18 protein-coding genes and 1 tRNA gene are annotated in these 20,113 nt (G+C 37.4%); 13 read left to right on the forward strand and 6 right to left on the reverse strand.

Going from position 1 to position 20,113, the window contains the following annotated elements:
• Positions 1-648: 648 nt before the first annotated feature.
• Both ACIR310F_RS0104790 and ACIR310F_RS0104795 read left to right on the forward strand, forming a co-directional pair.
• A complete protein-coding gene (locus ACIR310F_RS0104790; RefSeq protein WP_028082835.1) occupies positions 649-984 on the forward strand; it encodes a hypothetical protein in 336 nt (111 codons plus the stop codon).
• A gap of 166 nt (positions 985-1,150) precedes the next feature.
• Positions 1,151-1,702, forward strand: a complete 552-nt coding sequence (locus tag ACIR310F_RS0104795; protein WP_028082836.1) for an SRPBCC family protein — start codon at positions 1,151-1,153, stop codon at positions 1,700-1,702.
• Between the two features lie 82 nt (positions 1,703-1,784).
• Here ACIR310F_RS0104795 and ACIR310F_RS0104800 read toward each other — a convergent pair.
• Positions 1,785-1,857 (reverse strand) — tRNA-Glu (locus tag ACIR310F_RS0104800).
• A 404-nt stretch (positions 1,858-2,261) separates the two neighbouring features.
• Here ACIR310F_RS0104800 and ACIR310F_RS0104805 point away from each other — a divergent pair.
• Positions 2,262-4,154 (forward strand): cation:proton antiporter, encoded by a 1,893-nt coding sequence (locus tag ACIR310F_RS0104805; protein ID WP_028082837.1) that lies wholly within the window; start codon positions 2,262-2,264, stop codon positions 4,152-4,154.
• 78 nt (positions 4,155-4,232) lie between these two features.
• Here ACIR310F_RS0104805 and ACIR310F_RS0104810 read toward each other — a convergent pair whose 3' ends face one another.
• Together ACIR310F_RS0104810 and ACIR310F_RS0104815 are read right to left on the reverse strand one after the other, a co-directional pair.
• A complete protein-coding gene (locus ACIR310F_RS0104810; RefSeq protein ID WP_028082838.1) occupies positions 4,233-5,363 on the reverse strand; it encodes an aldo/keto reductase in 1,131 nt (376 codons plus the stop codon).
• Between the two features lie 236 nt (positions 5,364-5,599).
• Positions 5,600-6,097 carry a bifunctional nuclease family protein gene (locus tag ACIR310F_RS0104815; RefSeq protein ID WP_028082839.1) on the reverse strand — a complete coding sequence of 166 codons (498 nt, stop codon included), beginning with the start codon at positions 6,095-6,097 and terminating at the stop codon, positions 5,600-5,602.
• Positions 6,098-6,497: 400 nt separating this feature from the next.
• Between ACIR310F_RS0104815 and ACIR310F_RS0104820 the strand changes: the two genes are divergently transcribed.
• On the forward strand, positions 6,498-7,157 hold the full coding sequence (locus ACIR310F_RS0104820; protein WP_028082840.1) for a riboflavin synthase: 660 nt from the start codon (positions 6,498-6,500) through the stop codon (positions 7,155-7,157).
• Positions 7,158-7,185: 28 nt separating this feature from the next.
• On the opposite strand, the gene ACIR310F_RS0104825 is transcribed toward ACIR310F_RS0104820, so the two are convergent.
• Both ACIR310F_RS0104825 and ACIR310F_RS0104830 read right to left on the reverse strand, forming a co-directional pair.
• Positions 7,186-8,718: a M23 family metallopeptidase gene (locus ACIR310F_RS0104825; RefSeq protein WP_028082841.1), complete on the reverse strand. Its 1,533-nt coding sequence runs from the start codon at positions 8,716-8,718 to the stop codon at positions 7,186-7,188.
• 82 nt (positions 8,719-8,800) lie between these two features.
• Positions 8,801-9,607, reverse strand: coding sequence for a biotin--[acetyl-CoA-carboxylase] ligase (locus tag ACIR310F_RS0104830; protein WP_028082842.1), 807 nt, complete (start codon positions 9,605-9,607; stop codon positions 8,801-8,803).
• 122 nt (positions 9,608-9,729) lie between these two features.
• On the opposite strand from ACIR310F_RS0104830, the gene pgeF reads away from it, so the two are divergent.
• From pgeF to gshB, 9 genes are all read left to right on the forward strand, one after another.
• On the forward strand, positions 9,730-10,530 hold the full coding sequence (gene pgeF, locus ACIR310F_RS0104835) for a peptidoglycan editing factor PgeF (protein ID WP_028082843.1): 801 nt from the start codon (positions 9,730-9,732) through the stop codon (positions 10,528-10,530).
• 90 nt (positions 10,531-10,620) lie between these two features.
• Positions 10,621-10,860 carry a Calvin cycle protein CP12 gene (locus tag ACIR310F_RS0104840; protein WP_028082844.1) on the forward strand — a complete coding sequence of 80 codons (240 nt, stop codon included), beginning with the start codon at positions 10,621-10,623 and terminating at the stop codon, positions 10,858-10,860.
• A gap of 283 nt (positions 10,861-11,143) precedes the next feature.
• Entirely contained in the window at positions 11,144-11,734 is a 591-nt protein-coding gene (locus tag ACIR310F_RS0104845; RefSeq protein ID WP_028082845.1) for a DUF3177 family protein, read from the forward strand.
• A 34-nt stretch (positions 11,735-11,768) separates the two neighbouring features.
• Positions 11,769-12,068, forward strand: coding sequence for a DUF7734 family protein (locus ACIR310F_RS0104850; RefSeq protein WP_028082846.1), 300 nt, complete (start codon positions 11,769-11,771; stop codon positions 12,066-12,068).
• A gap of 35 nt (positions 12,069-12,103) precedes the next feature.
• On the forward strand, positions 12,104-13,219 hold the full coding sequence (gene cbiD, locus ACIR310F_RS0104855; protein ID WP_028082847.1) for a cobalt-precorrin-5B (C(1))-methyltransferase CbiD: 1,116 nt from the start codon (positions 12,104-12,106) through the stop codon (positions 13,217-13,219).
• A gap of 252 nt (positions 13,220-13,471) precedes the next feature.
• On the forward strand, positions 13,472-13,606 hold the full coding sequence (locus ACIR310F_RS27260) for a hypothetical protein (RefSeq protein WP_269208334.1): 135 nt from the start codon (positions 13,472-13,474) through the stop codon (positions 13,604-13,606).
• Between the two features lie 32 nt (positions 13,607-13,638).
• Positions 13,639-15,261 (forward strand): glutamine-hydrolyzing GMP synthase, encoded by a 1,623-nt coding sequence (guaA, locus tag ACIR310F_RS0104860; protein WP_028082848.1) that lies wholly within the window; start codon positions 13,639-13,641, stop codon positions 15,259-15,261.
• Positions 15,262-15,367: 106 nt separating this feature from the next.
• A complete protein-coding gene (gene grxC, locus ACIR310F_RS0104865; RefSeq protein ID WP_028082849.1) occupies positions 15,368-15,628 on the forward strand; it encodes a glutaredoxin 3 in 261 nt (86 codons plus the stop codon).
• Between the two features lie 141 nt (positions 15,629-15,769).
• The gene (gene gshB, locus ACIR310F_RS0104870) at positions 15,770-16,747 is read left to right on the forward strand and encodes a glutathione synthase (RefSeq protein WP_028082850.1); all 978 of its coding nucleotides are present in this window, start codon (positions 15,770-15,772) and stop codon (positions 16,745-16,747) included.
• Here the strand turns inward: gshB and ACIR310F_RS0104875 are convergent.
• Positions 16,729-19,977 (reverse strand): type ISP restriction/modification enzyme, encoded by a 3,249-nt coding sequence (locus tag ACIR310F_RS0104875; protein WP_028082851.1) that lies wholly within the window; start codon positions 19,975-19,977, stop codon positions 16,729-16,731. The two genes, gshB and ACIR310F_RS0104875, sit on opposite strands and share 19 nt — an antisense overlap.
• Positions 19,978-20,113: the final 136 nt, after the last annotated feature.

Genomic DNA, 20,113 nt, shown 5'->3' on the forward strand with positions numbered 1-20,113 from the left:
CAATTGGGTTACTATTGTCAATTTTGTACGCTGCTAAAAAGATGATCTTTAAAACTCTTTATTTACAGTCGTTTCAGAGATCAATTTTCAAAAAAATACAAAACTTTACAAATTAGCAGTGGTTTTAAAGAGTAAATTGGCGAAAAATTATTCAGCAAATAATGTACTTTGATTGATAGGACAAATATACTATTGACAAATAGAGTAACTTATGGTATGTAAGGAGCTTTTCGTAATTATAATCAAAGGACACAACAATATTTAGTTTAAAACAGGACTTACGCAACTGGCACATTGGTAGGGTGCGTCAGATATCAACAATCTGTTTATTTGCAGGATTTATGCAGTAGCAAAGCAGGCTACAACAGATTTTTGGTGTGACACTTGCGTAAGTCCTATAAAAAATGCTATTTCTGGTCAGGACTTAACGACGAAGATGATGTGGAGACGTTTTATAACCCACATTCCGCTTTCTTGTTTTATTGTCGATTAATTTTTTAAATGCTGATAGTCTAAATGGCGTAGTCATAAAAGTTACCTTTGAGAGCGGGGAACTCTGAACGGGATTTATTTTGCTATATTGAACATTTTTTTAAAGATACTACACTTGTATTACTACTCTGTATATATCTGTAAGGAGAAAAAATCATGCAAACCATTACACGCATTTCAACAACTGATATGGAAGTTACTAGTATTCGTCTAGAACGGGTACTAAAGGATAAACTTAAAGATATGGCTGGTAATCAAGGATATCAGTCTCTAATTCGAGATATCCTGTGGAATTATATCCAACAAAAATCTGGTGAGTGGCAACCGCGTTTTTCTAAATCTGATATTCGCGCCAGTATTTCTGCCATAGCTGAACAACAACAACGTTGTGTCCTCACGGGTAAATTAATTGAACCACAACAGTCAATGCTGTTAGGATTGACCAGAAATGGTGATATGCTTCCTCTAAGTCTGGAAAGTTTATCTGGCTAGTTGGAAACTTTAGTTAATTTTACCCATTTATACCCTTGTAATTGGGTAAAATAAAGCTTAAAAATTAATTTTAAACATTTGACTATGGCTACACCAGGTCAGCTATTAACTCGGATGCAAAATATCAGCTTTATGGGTTATTTATAGGGAAATAGAATAAAAAACAATGGTAACTGATTCTTCTACACTCAGCAACAATATTTCTCCTGAAGAAAACTTAGATACCAATGAAGTAGCTATTCAGGTTGATAAATTATCAGACAGACAGCGCCAAATTAGCGCTACAATCCAAATTCCCCAACCAGTAGAAAAAGTTTGGCAAATTCTCACGGACTATGAATCATTACCTGATTTTATTCCCAATCTCGCCAAAAGCACTCTTCTTGAACATCCCAATGGAGGCATTCGACTGGAACAAATTGGTAGAGCGAGTTTACTTAATTTTAAATTCTGTGCCCGTGTGGTTTTGGATTTAGAGGAATCATTTCCTAAATTAATCCAATTCAATATGGTAGAAGGAGATTTTAAGGGTTTTTCGGGTTTTTGGTGCTTAGAGCCTTGTTTCTTGAGTGAACAACAAGGTACTACTCTTTGCTACACCATCCAAGTTTGGCCTAAACTGACTATGCCAATCTCAATTATTGAACGCCGTCTCAGTCAAGACCTGCAAGCCAACCTCTTAGCAATTCGTCAACGTTCTCTAGAAACCACCCTCTAACAAATTATTTTGTTACAGGAACTACAAAAAATGAAAATCTGGAAATAATAAACGGATAGAAGAAGCTCTATCCTTTCTTTAGTACCCCCAAGGGAATTCGAATCCCTGTTACCTCCGTGAAAGGGAGGTGTCCTAGGCCTCTAGACGATGGGGGCTTGTTTTTCATCACTTTAAATAATATAGCGGATTTTTTTGAGGATGTCAATAGGTTGGGAAAAAATTTTTTTTAGCAGTCTGGGAAAGGGTTAGAGGCACCAACAGGGGAAATAAACTGCTGACGTTTGGACAAAATCTACTAAAATCTTAGTGAGATAACTTTGTGGGTGCTGTTTTCCTATGGGCGTTGCTGATTTGATGTGTGACAATGATATTTGTTGATATCCAAATCCTTGTAGAGACGTGACCTGGGTAGGGGTTCTCATATCTACACCTAAATTCATACTTGGTTTGGGCAACGCGTCCTATGAAGGTCTCCAGATACTCTTGTTTACCAGTTTCCTTGCTATATGATTCTGTACACAGGATTTTGATTTGAAATCTATGGCTCAAAATCTACAACATGGAAGCACCTTTTGAAATCACCATCCAGATGGTGATCACTGTTTTTGCGGGCATTAGCGCCCAAGTAATGGCTGCATATTTCAAGCTACCCAGCATTGTCTTACTACTGCTATTAGGCATTCTTTTGGGTAAAGACGGTTTGGGACTATTGCAACCGCACTTACTAGGGGCAGGATTAGAAGTGATTGTTTCCCTAGCAACAGCAATCATTTTGTTTGAGGGTGGACTGAAATTAGATCGGCAAGAGTTGGGCAAGGTTTCCGTTAGTTTACAGTTACTTGTGACACTGGGAACAATGATCACTCTGTTGGGAGGTAGTCTGGCCGCTCACTGGTTGGGTGAATTTCCTTGGAATATAGCTTTTCTCTATGCGTCTATTGTTGTTGTTACAGGTCCAACTGTAATTGGTCCATTAATTCAACAAATTAATGTAGATAGACAAGTAGCAACGCTATTAGAAGGAGAAGGGATTATCATTGATCCCGTGGGTGCTATTCTGGCTTATGTAGTCCTAGATACAATTTTAAACGGTGACACGGACCCGATTAATGCCATTATTGGTCTCCTCTTACGTTTCGGTGTAGGTGCGGGTATAGGTGGTATTGGTGGCTACTTAATGAGTTGGATCTTCAAACGTGCCAATTTCATCTCCTTTGAACTGAAAAATCTGGTTGTACTGGCAATGTTATGGGTATTGTTCACCCTAGCGCAAATCATCCGCAGCGAGTCGGGAATTATGACTACAGTGGTGGCTGGTGCGGTATTTGCTAACTCTTCAGTTCCCGAAGAACGTTTATTGCGAAGTTTTAAAAATCAACTTACCATTCTCAGTGTTTCTGTTTTATTCATCCTCCTAGCGGCTGATTTATCTATTGCCAGTGTCTTGGCTTTGGGTTGGGGGAGTTTATTGACTGTTTTGGTGTTAATGTTTGTCGTGCGTCCCATTAATATCATTTTTTGTACTTGGAACAGTGACTTAAATTGGCGACAAAAACTATTTTTAAGTTGGGTTGCACCTAGAGGCATAGTTTCCGCTTCTGTGGCTTCTTTATTTGCCATTTTACTCACCCAACGCGGTATTAATGGTGGTGACTCAATTAAGGCTTTAGTGTTTTTAACAATTATTATGACAGTTTTTTGTCAAGGTTTAACCGCTGGCTGGTTGGTTAAATTGTTAAGAATTAGTTCTCAAGACGCAACTGGGGCGGTAATTGTGGGCTGTAATCCTTTGGGTTTATTAATTGCTCGCTTTTTTCAAGAACGGGGAGAAAGTGTGGTGATGATTGATACTGACCCAGAACGTTTAGCCCAAGCTGAAGCCCAAAATCTGCGGGTAATTGCTAGTAGTGCTTTGGACGGGGAAATACTCGAAGAGGCCGGAATTGGTTCAATGGGTACTTTTTTGGCAATTACAAGTAATGGTGAGGTAAATTTTGTTTTAGCGCAACGGGCTGCTGAGGAATTTAATCCCCCCTGTGTTTTAGCTGCTTTTCCCCGTCACCCTCAAGGTTCTCCTGTGGTTAATAGTAAAGTTGATCAGGCTTTTGTTCCTGATTTACCAATAAAAACTTGGAATGAATATTTAAGTAATGGACAAGTTAAGTTAGGTGCAACTACATTAAATGTAGCAGAATTTGCATCTCAACAGGAACATATACAAGAAAAAATTCAGGATGGGATTTTAATACCTCTTTTGCTAGAACGAGAACAACGTTTACAGGTAATGTCAGCCACTCAAGAATGGGAAATTGGCGATCGCATTATCTATCTATTATATGATTCCCGTCCTAATCTTTTAAAACTGCTCTCTGGTGCGAGTCAATCTACACCTTTAACGGTGGAAACATTAGCAGAAGTCGAAGAAATCAGGAGCAAAAATACTAATGTTTAAAGATTTCTGTAATTTAAATATCCATTATCTTTAATATTTGTAGAGATGTTGCTGGTAACATCTCTACATTTGATTTTTTTACTCCCATAATCTTCTTCCTGCTTTCCCTTGTAATCTTTCATGGGTATCTTTTAATAAAGCAGGAATATCTAAATTTTCTGGACATTTGGGTAAACAATCACCACATTCTGTACAACGGTTGGCTTTCATTCCTGGAAACCAATGGCCGGCTTTTTCAAACATTCCATAACGATATTGTCCATAATCTGTCATTTTGTAGGCTACGGCTAAATTTCTTAATCTTAAAACTTCGGGAATATGAATATTTTCTGGACAAGGTAAACAAGCATAACATTGACTGCATTTATCAGTTAATAAAACATTATTTTGCTGAGTTTCTAATCTTTCTAAAATAGCAATTTCCGCTTTGGTTAATTCATTTTTATCAGCAAAAATTTCTGGAGATATTACTAATTCTTCTGGTTTTGCAGGTCCTATACTCAAGGTAGTAATGCGTTTGTCATTGAGTAGAAAACGATAATTAAAATCTAAGGGTGTGAATGGATGACACAGTTCTTTTAATGTTGGGGGAGGACTATATAATTTTCCCCCTTTATCAGCGGGAGAAATAATAAAAACCCCCATATCTTTCTCTATTGCTAATTCAATTGCGGCGGTATTACGTTGAAAAAAATAGTAATAATGGAGATTGACAAATTCAAAAAAATCTGTATTTATAGCGGCTAAAATTAGATCTAATGCACCATGGGTAGAAAAACCAATATGTCTGACTCTGCCATCATTTACAGCTTCTTGTACAGCCAGCATACAGCCGTTTTTTGATTGTACCCATTCTAAATGTTCCCACGTATTTAATCCATGAATTCCCAGACAATCTAAATAATCTAAATTTAACCGTTTTAAAGATTCATCAATATACTGACGCATGGTATCAGCATCTGCTGTAGGCGGAATTTTGGTAGTAATATAAAGTTGATGACGAGGTATTGATAAACCAGCCTTAATAGCTTTAGCCAAATATGCTTCGCTATCACCATAACCTCTAGCTGTTTCTAGATGATTAATTCCTAAAGATAAAGCTTTTTCAATGGTTTGCTGGACATTTTCGCTGTCAGTTAAATAGCGCATTGTTCCCAACGAAAAAACAGAAAGATGTAAGTTAGTTTTACCAAAACGACGATATTGCATGACTCTAGTTTATCCAGTTAAGTAAATGATGGCTGAGTTGAGGAAAGAATGGAGAAGAGAAATAATAATTTTCTTGTGTTTTCTCAATTCTCAGCTTTGACAACTCAGAAATTATTACTCAATAGTTTGTTAATCCCCTGCGGTAAAAATAAATAACTATTAAAAACTTTTAAAAAGCTTTTTTTATCTGCTTTTTTAATTTTCAATTGTTAATTTTCTAGTTCGAGAACTTGATATTAGCTTTCTCCATTACCAAACCGCTTAATCAAGTCCTCGGGACGGAGATTAGAAATAAATTCGCGGAAGGCCTCTTGTTCAGCTTCATCAGCATCACGATCTACGGGGATAGAAGCATCAGCGACTACTTCTTCCATCACCCAAATCGGAGTATTTGTACGTAGAGCAATAGCGATCGCATCACTGGGACGAGCATCAATTTCTTTTTTGACATCCCCTTGTTGAAGAATTAACGCTGCATAAAAGGTATCCTTTTGCAGGGTATGAATAATCACCCGATCTAAGGTCATATTCCACGCTTCCAGCATATTCACCATCAGGTCATGGGTTAAAGGTCTAGGAGGCTTTTGATTTTCCATAGCCCCCATAATTGCTCTGGCTTGTTCTTGACCGATGTAAATGGGCAAAGCGCGACGATCTGAACCATCTTTCAGGAGTACAATCGGGCTGCGGGTGATGGCATCTAATGCTATACCAGCGACTTTCATTTCTATCATTGGTTCAGCCTCTAAAATTCTTTAATCGCTTGGAAATATGTAGCAGACAATACACTCTTCTGAAAATTAAAAATTAAAAATTAATCATTCATAAAAAGCTGGTTTAATCTGCTTTTTATGAATTTTTAATGGTTTGTTGACTGTTGTTGTGGTATCCTAGCAATGAGGTATAAATAAACCTATTTCCTACCATATTAACAACTAATTTATTTGTCCTTCATATTTTATCCTTCTTTAACCTTTAAATTCAAGTAAGCCCTGGGAGTGATGTGAATATGTTAATATTCATTTAGCAAAATCGGGAAATAAATTAAACCTACGGGCTGTAAATTTTTTCCGATAATTATGAGTTGATTTCCGCCAAAATCAGGCAATAAATAAAATTATTTTCGCAAAAGCTGTGTTTACAGGATTAATTCAAGGTTTAGGAACGATAAAACCCCGTGGGGGAGATTTGTGGCAAATTAGTTATCTTAGTCAGCCACAGACAATCGTTCAGGACTTGGCTTATGGTGATAGTATAGCTGTGGATGGAGTCTGTCTGACAGTTGAAGAAATATTAAAAGATGGATTTATTGCCACCGCTTCACCAGAAACCCTCGGCCGCACAACATTAGGTAAGGAAGAAACTCAGCAAAGATATGTTAATTTAGAAACGTCTCTGCGAGTAGGTGGTAAAGTCGGTGGTCATTTTGTCATGGGTCATGTAGATGGAATTGGTCAGTTAATAACATCTAAACAAACTGCTAGTTCCTGGGAAATGACCTTTGTTGCTCCGGATGCGATCGCTCGCTATATTGTTCCTAAAGGGAGTATTGCTGTTAATGGTATCAGTCTAACGGTGGCTGAATATAAATCAGAATTATCTCAATTTACAGTTGCAGTTATACCCCTGACATACAGCGAAACCAATCTGAGTCATTTATTACCGGGGAGTTGGGTAAATTTAGAAGCAGACATCTTGGGTAAATACGTAGAAAAATTTCTCACTCCTGGCAATAATCACCATCAACAAGGGGAGATTACAACTGCATTTTTAGCAGAAAATGGGTATTTGTAGAGGGAATTGGCAATTCCCCCTACCCTAATTAACGAGCTTGGGCTATGCGCTGAGATTGTATCAATTGACTGATTCCACCTGCTAACTGTACACCTGGGTCAACAGCAACCCATCCATTTTGGGTGAGGTGACGGACTTCAAAGTGCAAGTGAGGACCAGTAGAATTACCAGTGTTACCAACTAGGCCAAGGACAGTTCCCGGTTCTACCCATTGACCGGGTTGAACCAAGATTTCTGACATGTGACCGTAGAGAGTTTGTTGAGCCGAAGCATGATTAATGATCACAGTTAAACCGTAACCACTAACCCAGTTAGCAGTCTCGACTTGACCTTTAGCTGCTGCTAAAATTGGTGTTCCTGTGGGCGCACCCAAATCGGTGCCAGTGTGAAAGCGACTATCACCTGTGATAGGATGAACCCGCCAGCCAAACAAAGAAGTAATGGGGGCAGCGATAGCTAGGGGGAAGATCATTCCCGAACCACTACCACCACGATAGGCAATGGTATTAGTATAAGGAACTTCTGGTAGGACTGATGCCAGGGAGAAGTTATAAGACACCATACTGGCACGAGGAGCAACATTGCCCTCCATCACTGGTGCTGGTAAACTACCCACCGGGGGAGCGATAGGATTAGCGCTGACAATTGTAGTGCTAAATTCCCCAGGACTAGGGAGAAAGGGACGACCATGATAGGCTGCCTTTGTATTACCTGTATAATTGGCGGTATAAGTTCTGTTTTTAATTGCCCTTGAGTGCCAATTATTTCGAGTCCAACTAATTTGACTGTGACTATTAGGAAGATTTTCGGCAATATTCTTTTGCTGATTGTTATTTACCGTTATGGGTGACCAGGGTGATTTTTTGACAGAGAAAACGGTTGGTAATTTAGCAGTTGCACTTTTTTTCAGCCAAGTTGGTGATGATCTTTGAAACTTAGCCACAGGGTGATTTTGGATAGTTTTACCACAAGCACCCGCAGCTAAAATTGTTCGACAACCTCTAGAACGTTCTGTCACTACTACAGAACTTGGGGATTGATAGTTACCTGTGTCGGGATTTTTGTACTCAGTCGGATCAATATAATTATTGTTATTGTCATCTTTGACGTCACTCTCTGTAACCATGATAGTATCCTCAGAGATTTTGTCTGTTTGGCGGACTTCTGGGAGTTTTTTGGCTAGGGAGTCAGCTTCCGACTGTTGAGTATTTTCACCTCTGGATTTTGCATCTCTAATAGCTTGTATAGCTCTATATCCACTTTTACTAGTTAGCCTTTTTTTCAGCCTAGCTTGACGTTCAGAAAAATCTGTTTTTGGTTGTGCTGTTGGTGACACAATAGTTTCTGGCTGGGCTGGTTGGGCTGCTGCTTTTGGCTGGGAATTCTCAATAGTTGGGGCAATGTTGTATATTGAACTTTCACTTGCAGCCACAAAACCGCTACCGATAAGACTAAAGCTAGTTAGTAGACAAAGGCTTCGTCCCGGTAGTTTATAAGCAAAACCTTTACTCATCCCACAATAGTAAAAATTTTTATGGGCAGATTTATGATGCTGCGTCATTTGTTCTCTTTTTTTGTGTGTAATAAACCTAAGAAAATGATGTCATTAAATGTTGGATGTGTACTATCCTACCAGATGAAACCTAAGCTAGAGGATAACCTAAACTGATTGTACCTGGTTGGCAGCAAATTTCGGGTGTTATTGGTGCTTTTGGATCATCATTTGTCATTTTTAATCGGAGATTACCCTCTTGAGTTACACCAACTACTGTACCTAAAAGATTATTGACATCAACCTGATCACCCATATTTGTGAGGACATCAAGATAGTGAGATAAGAGTATACTTATTCCTTCTGCTTGTAAACACTCTATACCAGAATTAATTCCTAGTAAAACCTTTGAAGTTAGCATTTCTAGGTGATCTATTATCTGATAATTCTGGGAATTTTGCCATAATTTCAGATTAATTCCCGTGGACGGAACTTGATTTTCCCAGTTAATACCAACACCAATAACGGCTTGAGTGATTTGTCCTTGATTAACTTTGGTTTCCGTCAAAATACCGCCTAATTTCCGACCATTTAATACTAAATCATTCGGCCATTTTATGCCAACCGGTAGACCGCATTTTCTTAATTGTGCTGTAATTCCCCAAGCACTGGCCAAGGTCAGTTGATAACTGCTGGTAGCTTCTAGTTTAGGATCTATTGCCATCGAAAGATAGAGACCACCAGCAGGAGACTGCCATTGACGACCCCATTGGCCTCTCCCTGCGGTTTGTTGAGTAGCAATAACTACACAGCAGGGTTTCTCCCCCTGGTGAATGAGTTGCCATAGGGTTTGATTTGTGGAGGATAATGTGTTAAAAATATGTAGGGAGAATGGTAAGTCTTGATGCTTATATTCTGCTTTTAATCTATCTACCAGAAGTTGGCGATTAAATTCCACTACATTCCCCCATAATTGATTTGAAGATTTTTTGGCTTTTGGGCAAATCTGTTTTTCTCGTTGTTCAAGTTAACATGGAATTGATTGAAAGTTATTAATTTTCTGTTGAGGTTTGGTTAAAGATGCACACTTGGCATTGGCACAATTGGCAAGGTCTACCCTACCTAACTTGTAATCTTCTAAAACCCTGGCCTCATGGTTTCTTTACCCAGCGGTTTTGGCCACGTCTACCTCATGAGCTAACTCAGGCGCTACAACCAGAAGCTTTAGTTTATCGCTTAAAACAGGTACATGGTAATACTGTTTTGACTCCCCAGGAAGTTGATCATCATGTTAACATCAGTGATGATGATTTGGCTTTAGCAGATGGTTTAATTAGTCATCAACCTTTACAAGCTGTCTGGGTGGCTTCTGCTGACTGTACACCTGTTTTGATTGGAGATGTCAAAACTGGACAAGTAGCGGCTTTACACGCTGGTTGGCGCGGTACTGCGGCGAAAATTGTCCCAGCGGCTATTAATAGAATGCAAGCCCATGGCAGTAATTTAGCAGATTTGCGTGTGGCTATGGGTCCGGCTATTGCGGGTGAAGTTTATCAAGTTGCGGTGGAAGTGGCCGCGAAAATCGGCAGTAGCATTATACCAGATAACGAACCAGAAAAAATTATTGCTGCTTTACATGATTTACCAAATTCTCCTTTACTCAGTGATACAGAACCAGGAAAAGTGCGTTTGGATGTGCGTCGGGTAAATGCTTTACAGTTGGAACACTTGGGAGTTAGTTTAGAACAAATTGCGATCGCACCTTATTGTACTTTCCAAACTCCAGAATATTTCTTCTCCTATCGTCGAGAACAGCAAAAAAAGGTGCAATGGTCAGGAATTGTCAGTTTAGATGATATTACCCAACCGAATTATCACTAAAAGTGTAAGAATGGTTATTCACAGCAAGAAAACTTGCCATTTTCAAAATTGTTCTATATTGGTATAAACAAAACATAACGGGAAAAAATCATGACTAATACCCAAACTACTAGCGATATCCAAGAAAAAATCGAACAAGAAGTTGCAGAAGCTCGCGCTGTATGCGACATTTCAGGTAGTAATTCCGCTGAGTGTGCTGCTGCTTGGGACGCAGTGGAAGAGCTTCAAGCCGCAGCATCTCACCAAAGCCAGGAGAAGCCTAAAAACTCTTTAGAAAAGTATTGCGATGCTAATCCAGACGCAGATGAGTGTCGTCTTTATGAAGACTAAAACCAGTATTTGTACGTTTTTATGAGGTAATAATTTACCGGAGTGTTGAAGACGGGGAATAAACCCCCCGTTTTTCACTTGGAAACAGGATACTAAAACTATAGCTGTAGCCAGGGGAATTAGAACATAATCAATCATGGAAACTTAGAAATAACAAGAATTTCAACGTTGCATGAGTGCATAAGTCCCTCTTGCCTTGTGCTATAACTTTTTCTGCCATGCTCAGGATGAGCTATGCTATCAAATATTTAGTTACAAATTTTTCTAGTTTTCTATTGACTTTATGACAGAAGTATGGTTTCGCCCCTATGTTTGGATGGACTATTGGCTAGAATTATTATTTGTGCTGATTATTCCCATAATTCTCCTAATTTGGGTATTTGTGCAAAAATCTGAGGCCATGCAACGCTTATTAACGATTTACTGGCGTGTAGCTAGTCTATTGGCTATTAGCATTTATTTAATGATTGGTGGCTTTGGGGTCGGTTTTATATCTGCTTTAATGGCACGGATTTTCATCCCTATTGCGCTATGGTTTTGGCTGGATATCAATGATGAAATTGAGTATCATCCCCAAGGTCCATTAAAACTGGTTTTTACTTCTTGGCGTTGGGCAACAACGGTTTATTGTAGTTTAGGAGCGTTAGCACTTTTACCTTTTTTACGTTGTGCTTTTTCGGCTAATACGCTGAAAACTCCTTACTGTAGTGTTTGGTTGGAAGCACCATTAGTCTTTAAGGACTATTTCCACCATAAGAGTACACCTGCTTTTCTCGGTTTTCTGGGTATAGTTACTTTAGGATTTTACATAGTTTATTTAAGTTATTTTGTCGCGTTCAAACTCAGTAAGTATGGACGTTCGACTACACATTAATTGTGTCTCAGGGAAAGTCGCTCATTTGAAGATTATGAATAGTCCTATTAGTAAAAGACTGGAAAAATACACAGTTAAAAGACCAAAGGAGGTGCTTATTGTCACTGTAGAAATTGACGGTGAAACTGATACAATTGCTGTTTTTAAAGGCTTTTCTAGTTCTTTAATGCGTGCAACTGCTTTTGATCCTGATGTGCCGGTGTTATCTGAAGCTGCTAAAATTATCACTATTGATAGAATAGCAAGTCCCTATCATCCTGAGTCACCCCGTTATCTGGAAAAGGATATTTCTTGGGAAAATATGCAGGTTTTATTGTCGGAAGTTGGTGTTTAGATGATTCAGGGTTTTCTCAATTTTCAATTGTCACTATGTCCCGTTCTGGATACACTTTACCGGTTTTTGCTTGTGCTGCTGCTGTTGCGGCTTTACATTGGCTACGTTATCGTCAACATATAAATTCTGTCTCTATAGATTTGCTTGAACCTGCCCAAATGGGAGAAATACCCATTGAGCAAGTAGCAGGAATATCAGAAAATCAAGCTTTGGCTATGACTCGCAGTGATCCGGGTGATAATCTGGATTTAACTAAAAATACACCAATTTGGGCTGTGGTAGAATGGTACGAAGGAGATGGAGAATCAGTAATTATTCAGGGTGGAGAAGGTATTGGGAAAAAACTCAATGATGATGGTAAAGCCGCAATTTATACTTATGCTCAACGGTTATTTCAGGAAAATTTACGGAAATTATTAACAGAGACGGAAAAAATCAAAGTTACAATTATTTTACCAGAAGGGCGATCGCTGGCCATCCGTACTTCTAACTCAGCTTTTGGTGTAGTAGAGGGATTGTCTTTACTGGGAACAACGGGTATTTCTCAACCTTTAAGCACACCAGATCAATTAGCGGCTTTTCTGGCTAATCTGGAGGAAAAGGCTAGTAAATTTACAACTTTGGTATTTTGTATTGGGGAAAATGGACTAGATTTAGCCCAGAGAATCGGTATAAATCCTGCACAGTTGGTAAAAACCGCCAATTGGTTGGGACCAATGTTAGTGGCTGCTGATGTCTTGGGTGTCAAAGAAATTTTATTATTTGGTTATCATGGTAAATTGATGAAACTAGCGGGGGGAATTTTTCATACCCATCATCATTTGGCTGATGGTCGTCGGGAAATTTTAACCAGTCATTGTGCTATGCTCGGTTTAAATGCGACTGATATTCAAACCATTTTTCACAGTCCTACAGCCGAAGCAGCACTAAAACACCTGAAAAACCTTGATATTAATACTGGTAGTAATTGGGTAAATCTAGTCTATAGTGCAATTGCTGAAATGATTGACAACCGTAGCCAGGAATATATCAACAGCCACAATGAACAAGGTAAAACTAGTATAGCTTGTGGTTGCGTCTTGTTTGACCGCGATCGCCAAATTTTTGTAAAAAGTAAAACTGGTTGTATCTTACTGGAAAAATTGTGCTAAACTAGCAAGAATTATCATCTTACCAATTTTAAGTAGGCAAATAGTCACTCCAGAATCATTAAACTCATCAATTAACTTATCCGTCTTTGCGGTTAATGATAATTGCAATTGACTACTCTAATCTGGCTGCTTGGTCTTAAATTGGTGTAAATAACTCAAATAAATATTTTTTTTAATACTAAATTTGAAATTTGAATTTGATTTCGATGATTAATTTAACAGTTAAGTAGGTTAGCGTGAAAAATTGTCGTTATGACAAGGGAACAGGGAGCAGGGAACAGGGAAGAGGTTTTGGGTAACTTTACTTTTCGTTACTTATGTCGGTTTTTTTCCGTTCACCTACTTATGACTATTAATCACAAAAATCATCAAAATCACAGACTGTGACTTTTTATCCTTCACGACACACCTTGGCTACCATGAATACAGCGGTGACTCTACCAACACTTGAAGTACCTCAAACACAGGAAAATTTTGGGGACCTGAAACAGCAAATAATTGTAATTTTAGACTTTGGTTCTCAATATTCTGAGTTAATTGCGCGTCGTATCCGCGAAACTCAAGTATATTCCGAAGTTCTTTCCTACCGCACCACAGCGGAACAGTTACGTCAAATTAACCCCAAAGGTATTATTCTTTCTGGTGGACCTAGTTCTGTATATAGTGACTTTGCTCCCCATTGTGACTCAGAAATTTGGAAGTTGGGAATACCAGTTCTGGGAGTGTGCTATGGTATGCAATTGATGGTTAATCAATTGGGTGGGGAAGTTACCAAAGCCGAACGAGGTGAATATGGTAAAGCATCTCTATATATAGATGATCCTACAGACTTATTAACTAATGTCGAAGAGGGTACAACTATGTGGATGAGTCATGGAGATTCAGTTACAACCGTACCTCCAGGCTTTGAAATGCTTGCCCATACCCACAATACACCTTGTGCAGCGATCGCTCATCACGACAAAAAACTTTATGGCGTACAGTTTCACCCCGAAGTCGTCCATTCTCAGGGTGGTTTAGCTTTAATTCGTAATTTTGTTTATCATATCTGTGAATGTGAACCTACTTGGACAACAGCGGCTTTTGTTGAGGAAGCTATTCAGGAAATTCGCGCCAAGGTAGGGGATAAACGGGTATTATTAGCATTGTCTGGTGGGGTAGATTCTTCTACTTTGGCCTTTCTTCTGTATAAAGCCATTGGTGAACAGTTAACCTGTGTATTTATTGACCAGGGTTTTATGCGGAAATTAGAGCCAGAAAGGTTAGTAAAGTTATTTAAAGAACAATTCCATATTCCTGTAGAATATGTCAATGCCCGTGAGCGATTTATCTCAGCTATCGCTGGAGTCACAGATCCAGAGGAGAAACGTCGGCGTATTGGACATGAATTTATCAGTGTTTTTGAGGAAACATCCAAGAATCTTGGACACTTCGACTACTTGGCTCAAGGAACACTCTATCCAGACGTGATTGAATCTGCTGATACCAATGTTGACCCCAAAACTGGGGAACGGGTAGCAGTGAAAATTAAAAGTCATCACAATGTGGGTGGTTTACCAAAGGACTTGAGATTTAAACTGGTAGAACCGCTGCGGAAACTGTTTAAAGACGAAGTTCGTAAGGTTGGTCGTTCTATTGGTTTACCAGAAGAAATTGTCCAACGTCAACCTTTTCCAGGACCGGGTTTAGCAATTCGCATTTTAGGGGAGGTCACTGCTGAACGCTTAAATATTTTGCGAGATGCTGATTTAATTGTCCGTCAAGAAATTAATCAACGCGGCTTGTATAATCAGGTTTGGCAAGCTTTTGCAGTCCTTTTACCCATTCGCAGCGTTGGAGTTATGGGTGATAAACGTACCTATGCCCATCCTATTGTCTTACGGATTGTTACCAGCGAGGATGGGATGACCGCAGACTGGGCGCGGATTCCTTATGACGTGCTAGAAGCAATTTCTAACCGCATTGTCAATGAAGTGAAAGGGGTTAATCGTGTGGTTTATGATATTACTTCTAAACCACCAGGAACTATTGAGTGGGAATAGGTAATTGGTAATAGGTGATAGGTAATTGGTAATTAATAGCTATTAGTTGCCTTTTACCTATCATTATCGCTAAAATTAAGAATTATGACGTTTTGTTGAGAATATTATGACTGCAATAGTAGAAATTTATACTTGGTCAACCTGCCCCTTTTGTCTCCGTGCTAAAAGTCTACTGAACAAAAAAGGTGTTAATTTTACTGAATATAGTATTGACGGAGATGAGGAAGCAAGAGCAAAAATGGCACAGCGAGCCAATGGTAGACGTTCTCTACCCCAAATTTTTATTAATGATAATCACATAGGTGGTTGTGACGATATACACGCTTTAGAACGTCAAGGTAAATTAGATGAGATGTTAGCATCTTAATTAAGATTAAAAGATTATGTATCATATCCCCAACTTCCTACTCTCATTTTTCTTGCTCTGAGATACATAAATGAATTTGAGAAGTCGGGGATCTTGAATATTCTTTGATGTTAAAATTCATGGATAACAGAGGTATAAAGGGTGAAACTGGCTTTTATTATTGATCCTATACATAAACTTGATCCATGTCATGATACCAGTGTGGCACTGATGGAAGCTGGGCAAATTTTGGGACATGAAATATGGATAACTCAAGCAAATTTACTGAGTGTCATTGATGGTCAAGCTTGGGCTGTATCGCAACAAGTAGAGCTTGTTCCTGTAAATTTAGTGGAGGGACGTTGGTTAGCGGTTGATAATTGGTTTAAATTAAGCCCTAGTGTTTTTATTCCTTTAGAAGAAATGGATGGCGTATTTATGCGTACAGATCCACCAATAAATGACGCTTATCTTCATGCTACCTATATTTTGGATTATATTGACCAAAATAAAACTCTAGTCATTAATAACCCCGCTGGTATTCGTAGTGCGAATGAAAAAATGTACGCACTTCAGTTTCGGGAATGTGTTCCCGAAACCATTGTTAGTGCTGATAAACAGGTGATCCGCGAGTTTGTGGTAGCCAAAGCAGCGACAATTCTCAAACCACTGGGAAATAAAGCTGGAGAAGGAATTTTATTTTTACAAGCAAGCGATCGCAATTTTAATTCTATTGTTGAACTTAGCACAGTTCATGGTCAAATTCCCGTCATGGTACAAAATTATTTACCTCAAGCGAAGGAGGGAGATAAACGGATTATCTTACTCAATGGTCTAGCTATAGGTGCGCTTAATCGTATTGCTAGTGGTAGTGATTTTCGCAATAATATGGCAACAGGTGGTACTGTCGCAAAAACTAATATCACCCCAAGAGAAGAGGAAATTTGCACTCATTTAGCCGCAAAACTCCGTCAAGATGGGTTAATTTTCGTTGGTATTGATGTCATTGGTGGCTACCTTACGGAAGTTAATGTGACAAGTCCTACCGGAGTTCGGGAAATTGATCGACTTAATGGTACTAATCTTGGTTATCAAGTAATTCAATGGGTAGAAGCGAATATTCATTTGAGGGGAAAATGAGGAATAATTTGATCAATTTCTTGCATAATTCGGAAAGTTTCTGTTAAGGAGATCACAATTTTTTGATAATGGTTAACTTCTTGGGTAGATAATTCTCGTTTAGCGTTTTTTCTGTCTTTTAACCATTTATCTAATACTTGATATCCTCCGATTTTAAATTCCCAGATATGTTGAGGAATATTGGTAAAGTAATTCTGTTTATTAACATATACTCTTTGTAATTCTGAATGATAAGTAACTTCAGTAATTTGATTATCTCCTATTTGTTGATAAGTTGTCATGAAATTATTGAGTGTATGAGATTTCATTAAATGTAAGTTAACTAATTCTTCTCCTTTGATAGCTAATGAATTAAATAGGTTTTCGTTACTGGTTAAAGGAAGACGAGGAAAATCTATTTTTAAAAACTCAGCGTATCTAGTGCGGTATATAGGACTGTGAAATATAGCATAAGCATAGTAAAAGATTTGTTCTGGTGTGGGTATTGTACCAAGTTTATCTTTGATAGCTTCTAGGAATTTTGGGGATAGGTTAGGAGTTTTTTCTAGAAAAAGATTTGTTTGTTTATTTTCTGTATTTGGGTAGATATAAAGAGGAAAAACATAAGTTGCTTCTCTACTTTTTAATGATACAGAACAATGTTCTGTGAGAATTTCTGAACAAAATATATGATGAAATCCAGATTCAACTTGTTGACGACAGGAAAGTAAAGCAATATTATTACTTTTCAACAAATGTCCCATTAATTCTTTACGACTATCTCCTCTTTCAATAATCTTATGATTATAATAAACCCAACGATTATCAAATGGTCTATAAGCATATAGTAGTAATTTTGATTCAATTTCATCTTGTTTAATATCTAACTTAGCTTTTTCTAAAGTCCAATATTCTGTATCTTTGATATTGTATTTTTGTTTTAGTTCTTCTAAATTAGTATTTATAGAAATATCATCAAAACGATTTATTAGAGTTTCTCTATCGTAGTCAACACATATATTATCTCTTCTAGTTTTTACTCCCGCAGCATAAATAGGAAAGATATCAGTCATACTCAAATCTCTTTGATATTCGTCTTCATAATCAAGATTTTTAGGTGCTAAAAAGTAATTAGGTTCAGTAGGTTTTACTTCTATCCAATCAATATTATCTAAACTTGCAGATTCTAAAAACTTATACTTATCCTCACGTCTTCCCCACAGATCATAATATAACACCTTAGCCATTTCCTTAACACCATCTCTGGATTTATAAGCAGTAGAAAAATAATCAGGTTTATCTTTTTCGCGCACAGCAATTAAAATCGCTACACCCTGTTGAATATCAAAAACATTTTGATCAACATTTCCCTCTGGAGTGGTTTCCTTTAATAAAGAATTACCATGTAAATCCATGATATATAATCTATCAAAATACCTTAACAATTCTTCCCTCATACCTCGATGAATTAAACCATTGAGATAGGAATGGTTAGTAATAAAACCAATGATACCATAGCCTTTTGGTGTTTTTTGCAGTTGATATTGAGCAAAACGAATAAATTTAATATAATCATCATCCAAAGGTTGGATATTCTTTTCTCCTTCCAGTCTCACTCTACCTTTATATAGTTCTAAAAGTTCCCCAATGTGGGTTAATTCGGTGATAGTTGTACCCGCTTTTCCGGTTTTATAAATCCGATTCCAAACTGAACCAGTATATTCAATATCTGCTAAATATCTTTCATCTTGATTTAAGACCCTTTTGCGTTTACTCGCATTTTGCGAACTCACAGAATAAGGAGGATTTCCTAATACCACAGTTACAGAAATTTCCGTTTTTACCTTTGCTGCTTGACTTGATTCTTCCGCAATTATTTGAGTAATACCAGGAATTAAATCATCTTCCTTTATTCCTGCTTCCAAAGCATTAGTTAAATAAACTTTTAATCTTTCTTCTGGTGCAAATTTATAACCCAAATCTCCTAATAATAAACCTAATTTTAAATGCGCTATGGTATAGGGAGTCATCAATAATTCAAACCCAAATAAACGCTTTAAAAGTTTTGCGTCTCTTAAAAAACTATTCCATTTATCAACACCATATTTAGCAACATTATCACGAATTTGTTTAATAACTGCATATAAAAAAGTTCCTGTTCCCGTTGCGGGGTCAAGAATTTTGACTTTGCGATTTCCTAAACCATATTCTAAATCAAAAACTTTATCTAAAAGATCATCCACAGAACGGACAATAAAATTAACTACAGGTTCAGGAGTATAATAAACACCACGACTTTTTCTTAATGAAGATTCATAAGCAGCTAAAAATGTTTCATAAAAGTGCAAAACCGGGTCTTCTGTGCGGGTTTCTCTCCCAAAGTTTTCTAAAATATTCGTCATATCAACTGTATTTAATAATTCTACCAAATTTTCAATTGATTGATGAATATTACTCACATTATCGCTATTAATAACTATGTCGAAAAAACCTTTTAAAAAAGGGATTTTATCAGTAATGTAAATACCGGCTGTTGTCCGATTAAATGCAAATTGTCCAGGATTTTGTACATGACCAATTTTTGCAGTAAATAACCCATAAGCGATAGTTTGAGCGTACATATCTGCAAATTTATCATTATCTATATCTAAAAGTAGTAGTTTTTTAAATGTCTCTTTTAGACGATTTAATTCTTCTGTGGTTGTTTCTATTTCTAAAGATGATTGAATTGCGTTTCTAATGGTTTTAGTATAAGCTGCCATTTCTTTAGCCAAATCGTAATAATTATTAATATCTTTGGCTTTTTGATTCAGAAATGATTGTAATAATTCTCTAATTGGTTGTAAATCATTAATTACAATAATTTTACCTGATTTTAAATCAGCTAGTTTAGCAGTTTTTTCACATTCTCCGTTTACATACCAATGAAATTCTAGATAATTAGTTAAAATCAAATTGTCACCAATATTTGATTCTAAATAACGTTTGAGTTGTGGTGTTTTTTCGATTTTAGTTAAATCAATATTAATATCTTTAGCTTCTATATATCCTAAAATCCGATCATTTTTTCTGATAGTTAAATCGGGTATTCCTGCTTGATTACCTTTTTCTTTAACTATGGTGTTAATACCGATTTCTAAACTTTCTATTAAACTTTGTAAACTGGAATAGTGACTACGTTCTCCACCGCGTTGGCTATTTTCTTGTAGATCTTGGATGTAGTTATTGATGTTGTTATTAAAGTCGGACATAATGTTTATGAAATTGTCAGAATTTAGGAGGTTTAATCAAGCTACAATAGGTGCAAGATCCCCGTTTTTTCTTTAATGAAATCAATGAATGCTGAATCAATACTACAGCCTTTTCCGCTCTGATGAGGTACAAAGT

The organism is Dolichospermum circinale AWQC310F, assembly GCF_000426925.1.
Classification (GTDB): domain Bacteria; phylum Cyanobacteriota; class Cyanobacteriia; order Cyanobacteriales; family Nostocaceae; genus Dolichospermum; species Dolichospermum circinale.

Excerpts from the sequence above, each read along its gene's own strand:
- ACIR310F_RS0104845 (WP_028082845.1), top strand. The coding sequence starts at position 11,144 with ATGACAGAAGTATGGTTTCGCCCCTATGTTTGGATGGACTATTGGCTA.
- ACIR310F_RS0104825 (WP_028082841.1), bottom strand. The coding sequence starts at position 8,718 with ATGACGCAGCATCATAAATCTGCCCATAAAAATTTTTACTATTGTGGG.
- ACIR310F_RS0104840 (WP_028082844.1), top strand. The coding sequence starts at position 10,621 with ATGACTAATACCCAAACTACTAGCGATATCCAAGAAAAAATCGAACAA.
- ACIR310F_RS0104815 (WP_028082839.1), bottom strand. The coding sequence starts at position 6,097 with ATGATAGAAATGAAAGTCGCTGGTATAGCATTAGATGCCATCACCCGC.
- ACIR310F_RS0104795 (WP_028082836.1), top strand. The coding sequence starts at position 1,151 with ATGGTAACTGATTCTTCTACACTCAGCAACAATATTTCTCCTGAAGAA.
- ACIR310F_RS0104805 (WP_028082837.1), top strand. The coding sequence starts at position 2,262 with ATGGAAGCACCTTTTGAAATCACCATCCAGATGGTGATCACTGTTTTT.
- pgeF (WP_028082843.1), top strand. The coding sequence starts at position 9,730 with ATGCACACTTGGCATTGGCACAATTGGCAAGGTCTACCCTACCTAACT.
- grxC (WP_028082849.1), top strand. The coding sequence starts at position 15,368 with ATGACTGCAATAGTAGAAATTTATACTTGGTCAACCTGCCCCTTTTGT.
- ACIR310F_RS0104875 (WP_028082851.1), bottom strand. The coding sequence starts at position 19,977 with ATGTCCGACTTTAATAACAACATCAATAACTACATCCAAGATCTACAA.
- ACIR310F_RS0104790 (WP_028082835.1), top strand. The coding sequence starts at position 649 with ATGCAAACCATTACACGCATTTCAACAACTGATATGGAAGTTACTAGT.
- guaA (WP_028082848.1), top strand. The coding sequence starts at position 13,639 with ATGAATACAGCGGTGACTCTACCAACACTTGAAGTACCTCAAACACAG.
- ACIR310F_RS0104850 (WP_028082846.1), top strand. The coding sequence starts at position 11,769 with ATGAATAGTCCTATTAGTAAAAGACTGGAAAAATACACAGTTAAAAGA.
- ACIR310F_RS27260 (WP_269208334.1), top strand. The coding sequence starts at position 13,472 with ATGACAAGGGAACAGGGAGCAGGGAACAGGGAAGAGGTTTTGGGTAAC.
- ACIR310F_RS0104810 (WP_028082838.1), bottom strand. The coding sequence starts at position 5,363 with ATGCAATATCGTCGTTTTGGTAAAACTAACTTACATCTTTCTGTTTTT.
- cbiD (WP_028082847.1), top strand. The coding sequence starts at position 12,104 with ATGTCCCGTTCTGGATACACTTTACCGGTTTTTGCTTGTGCTGCTGCT.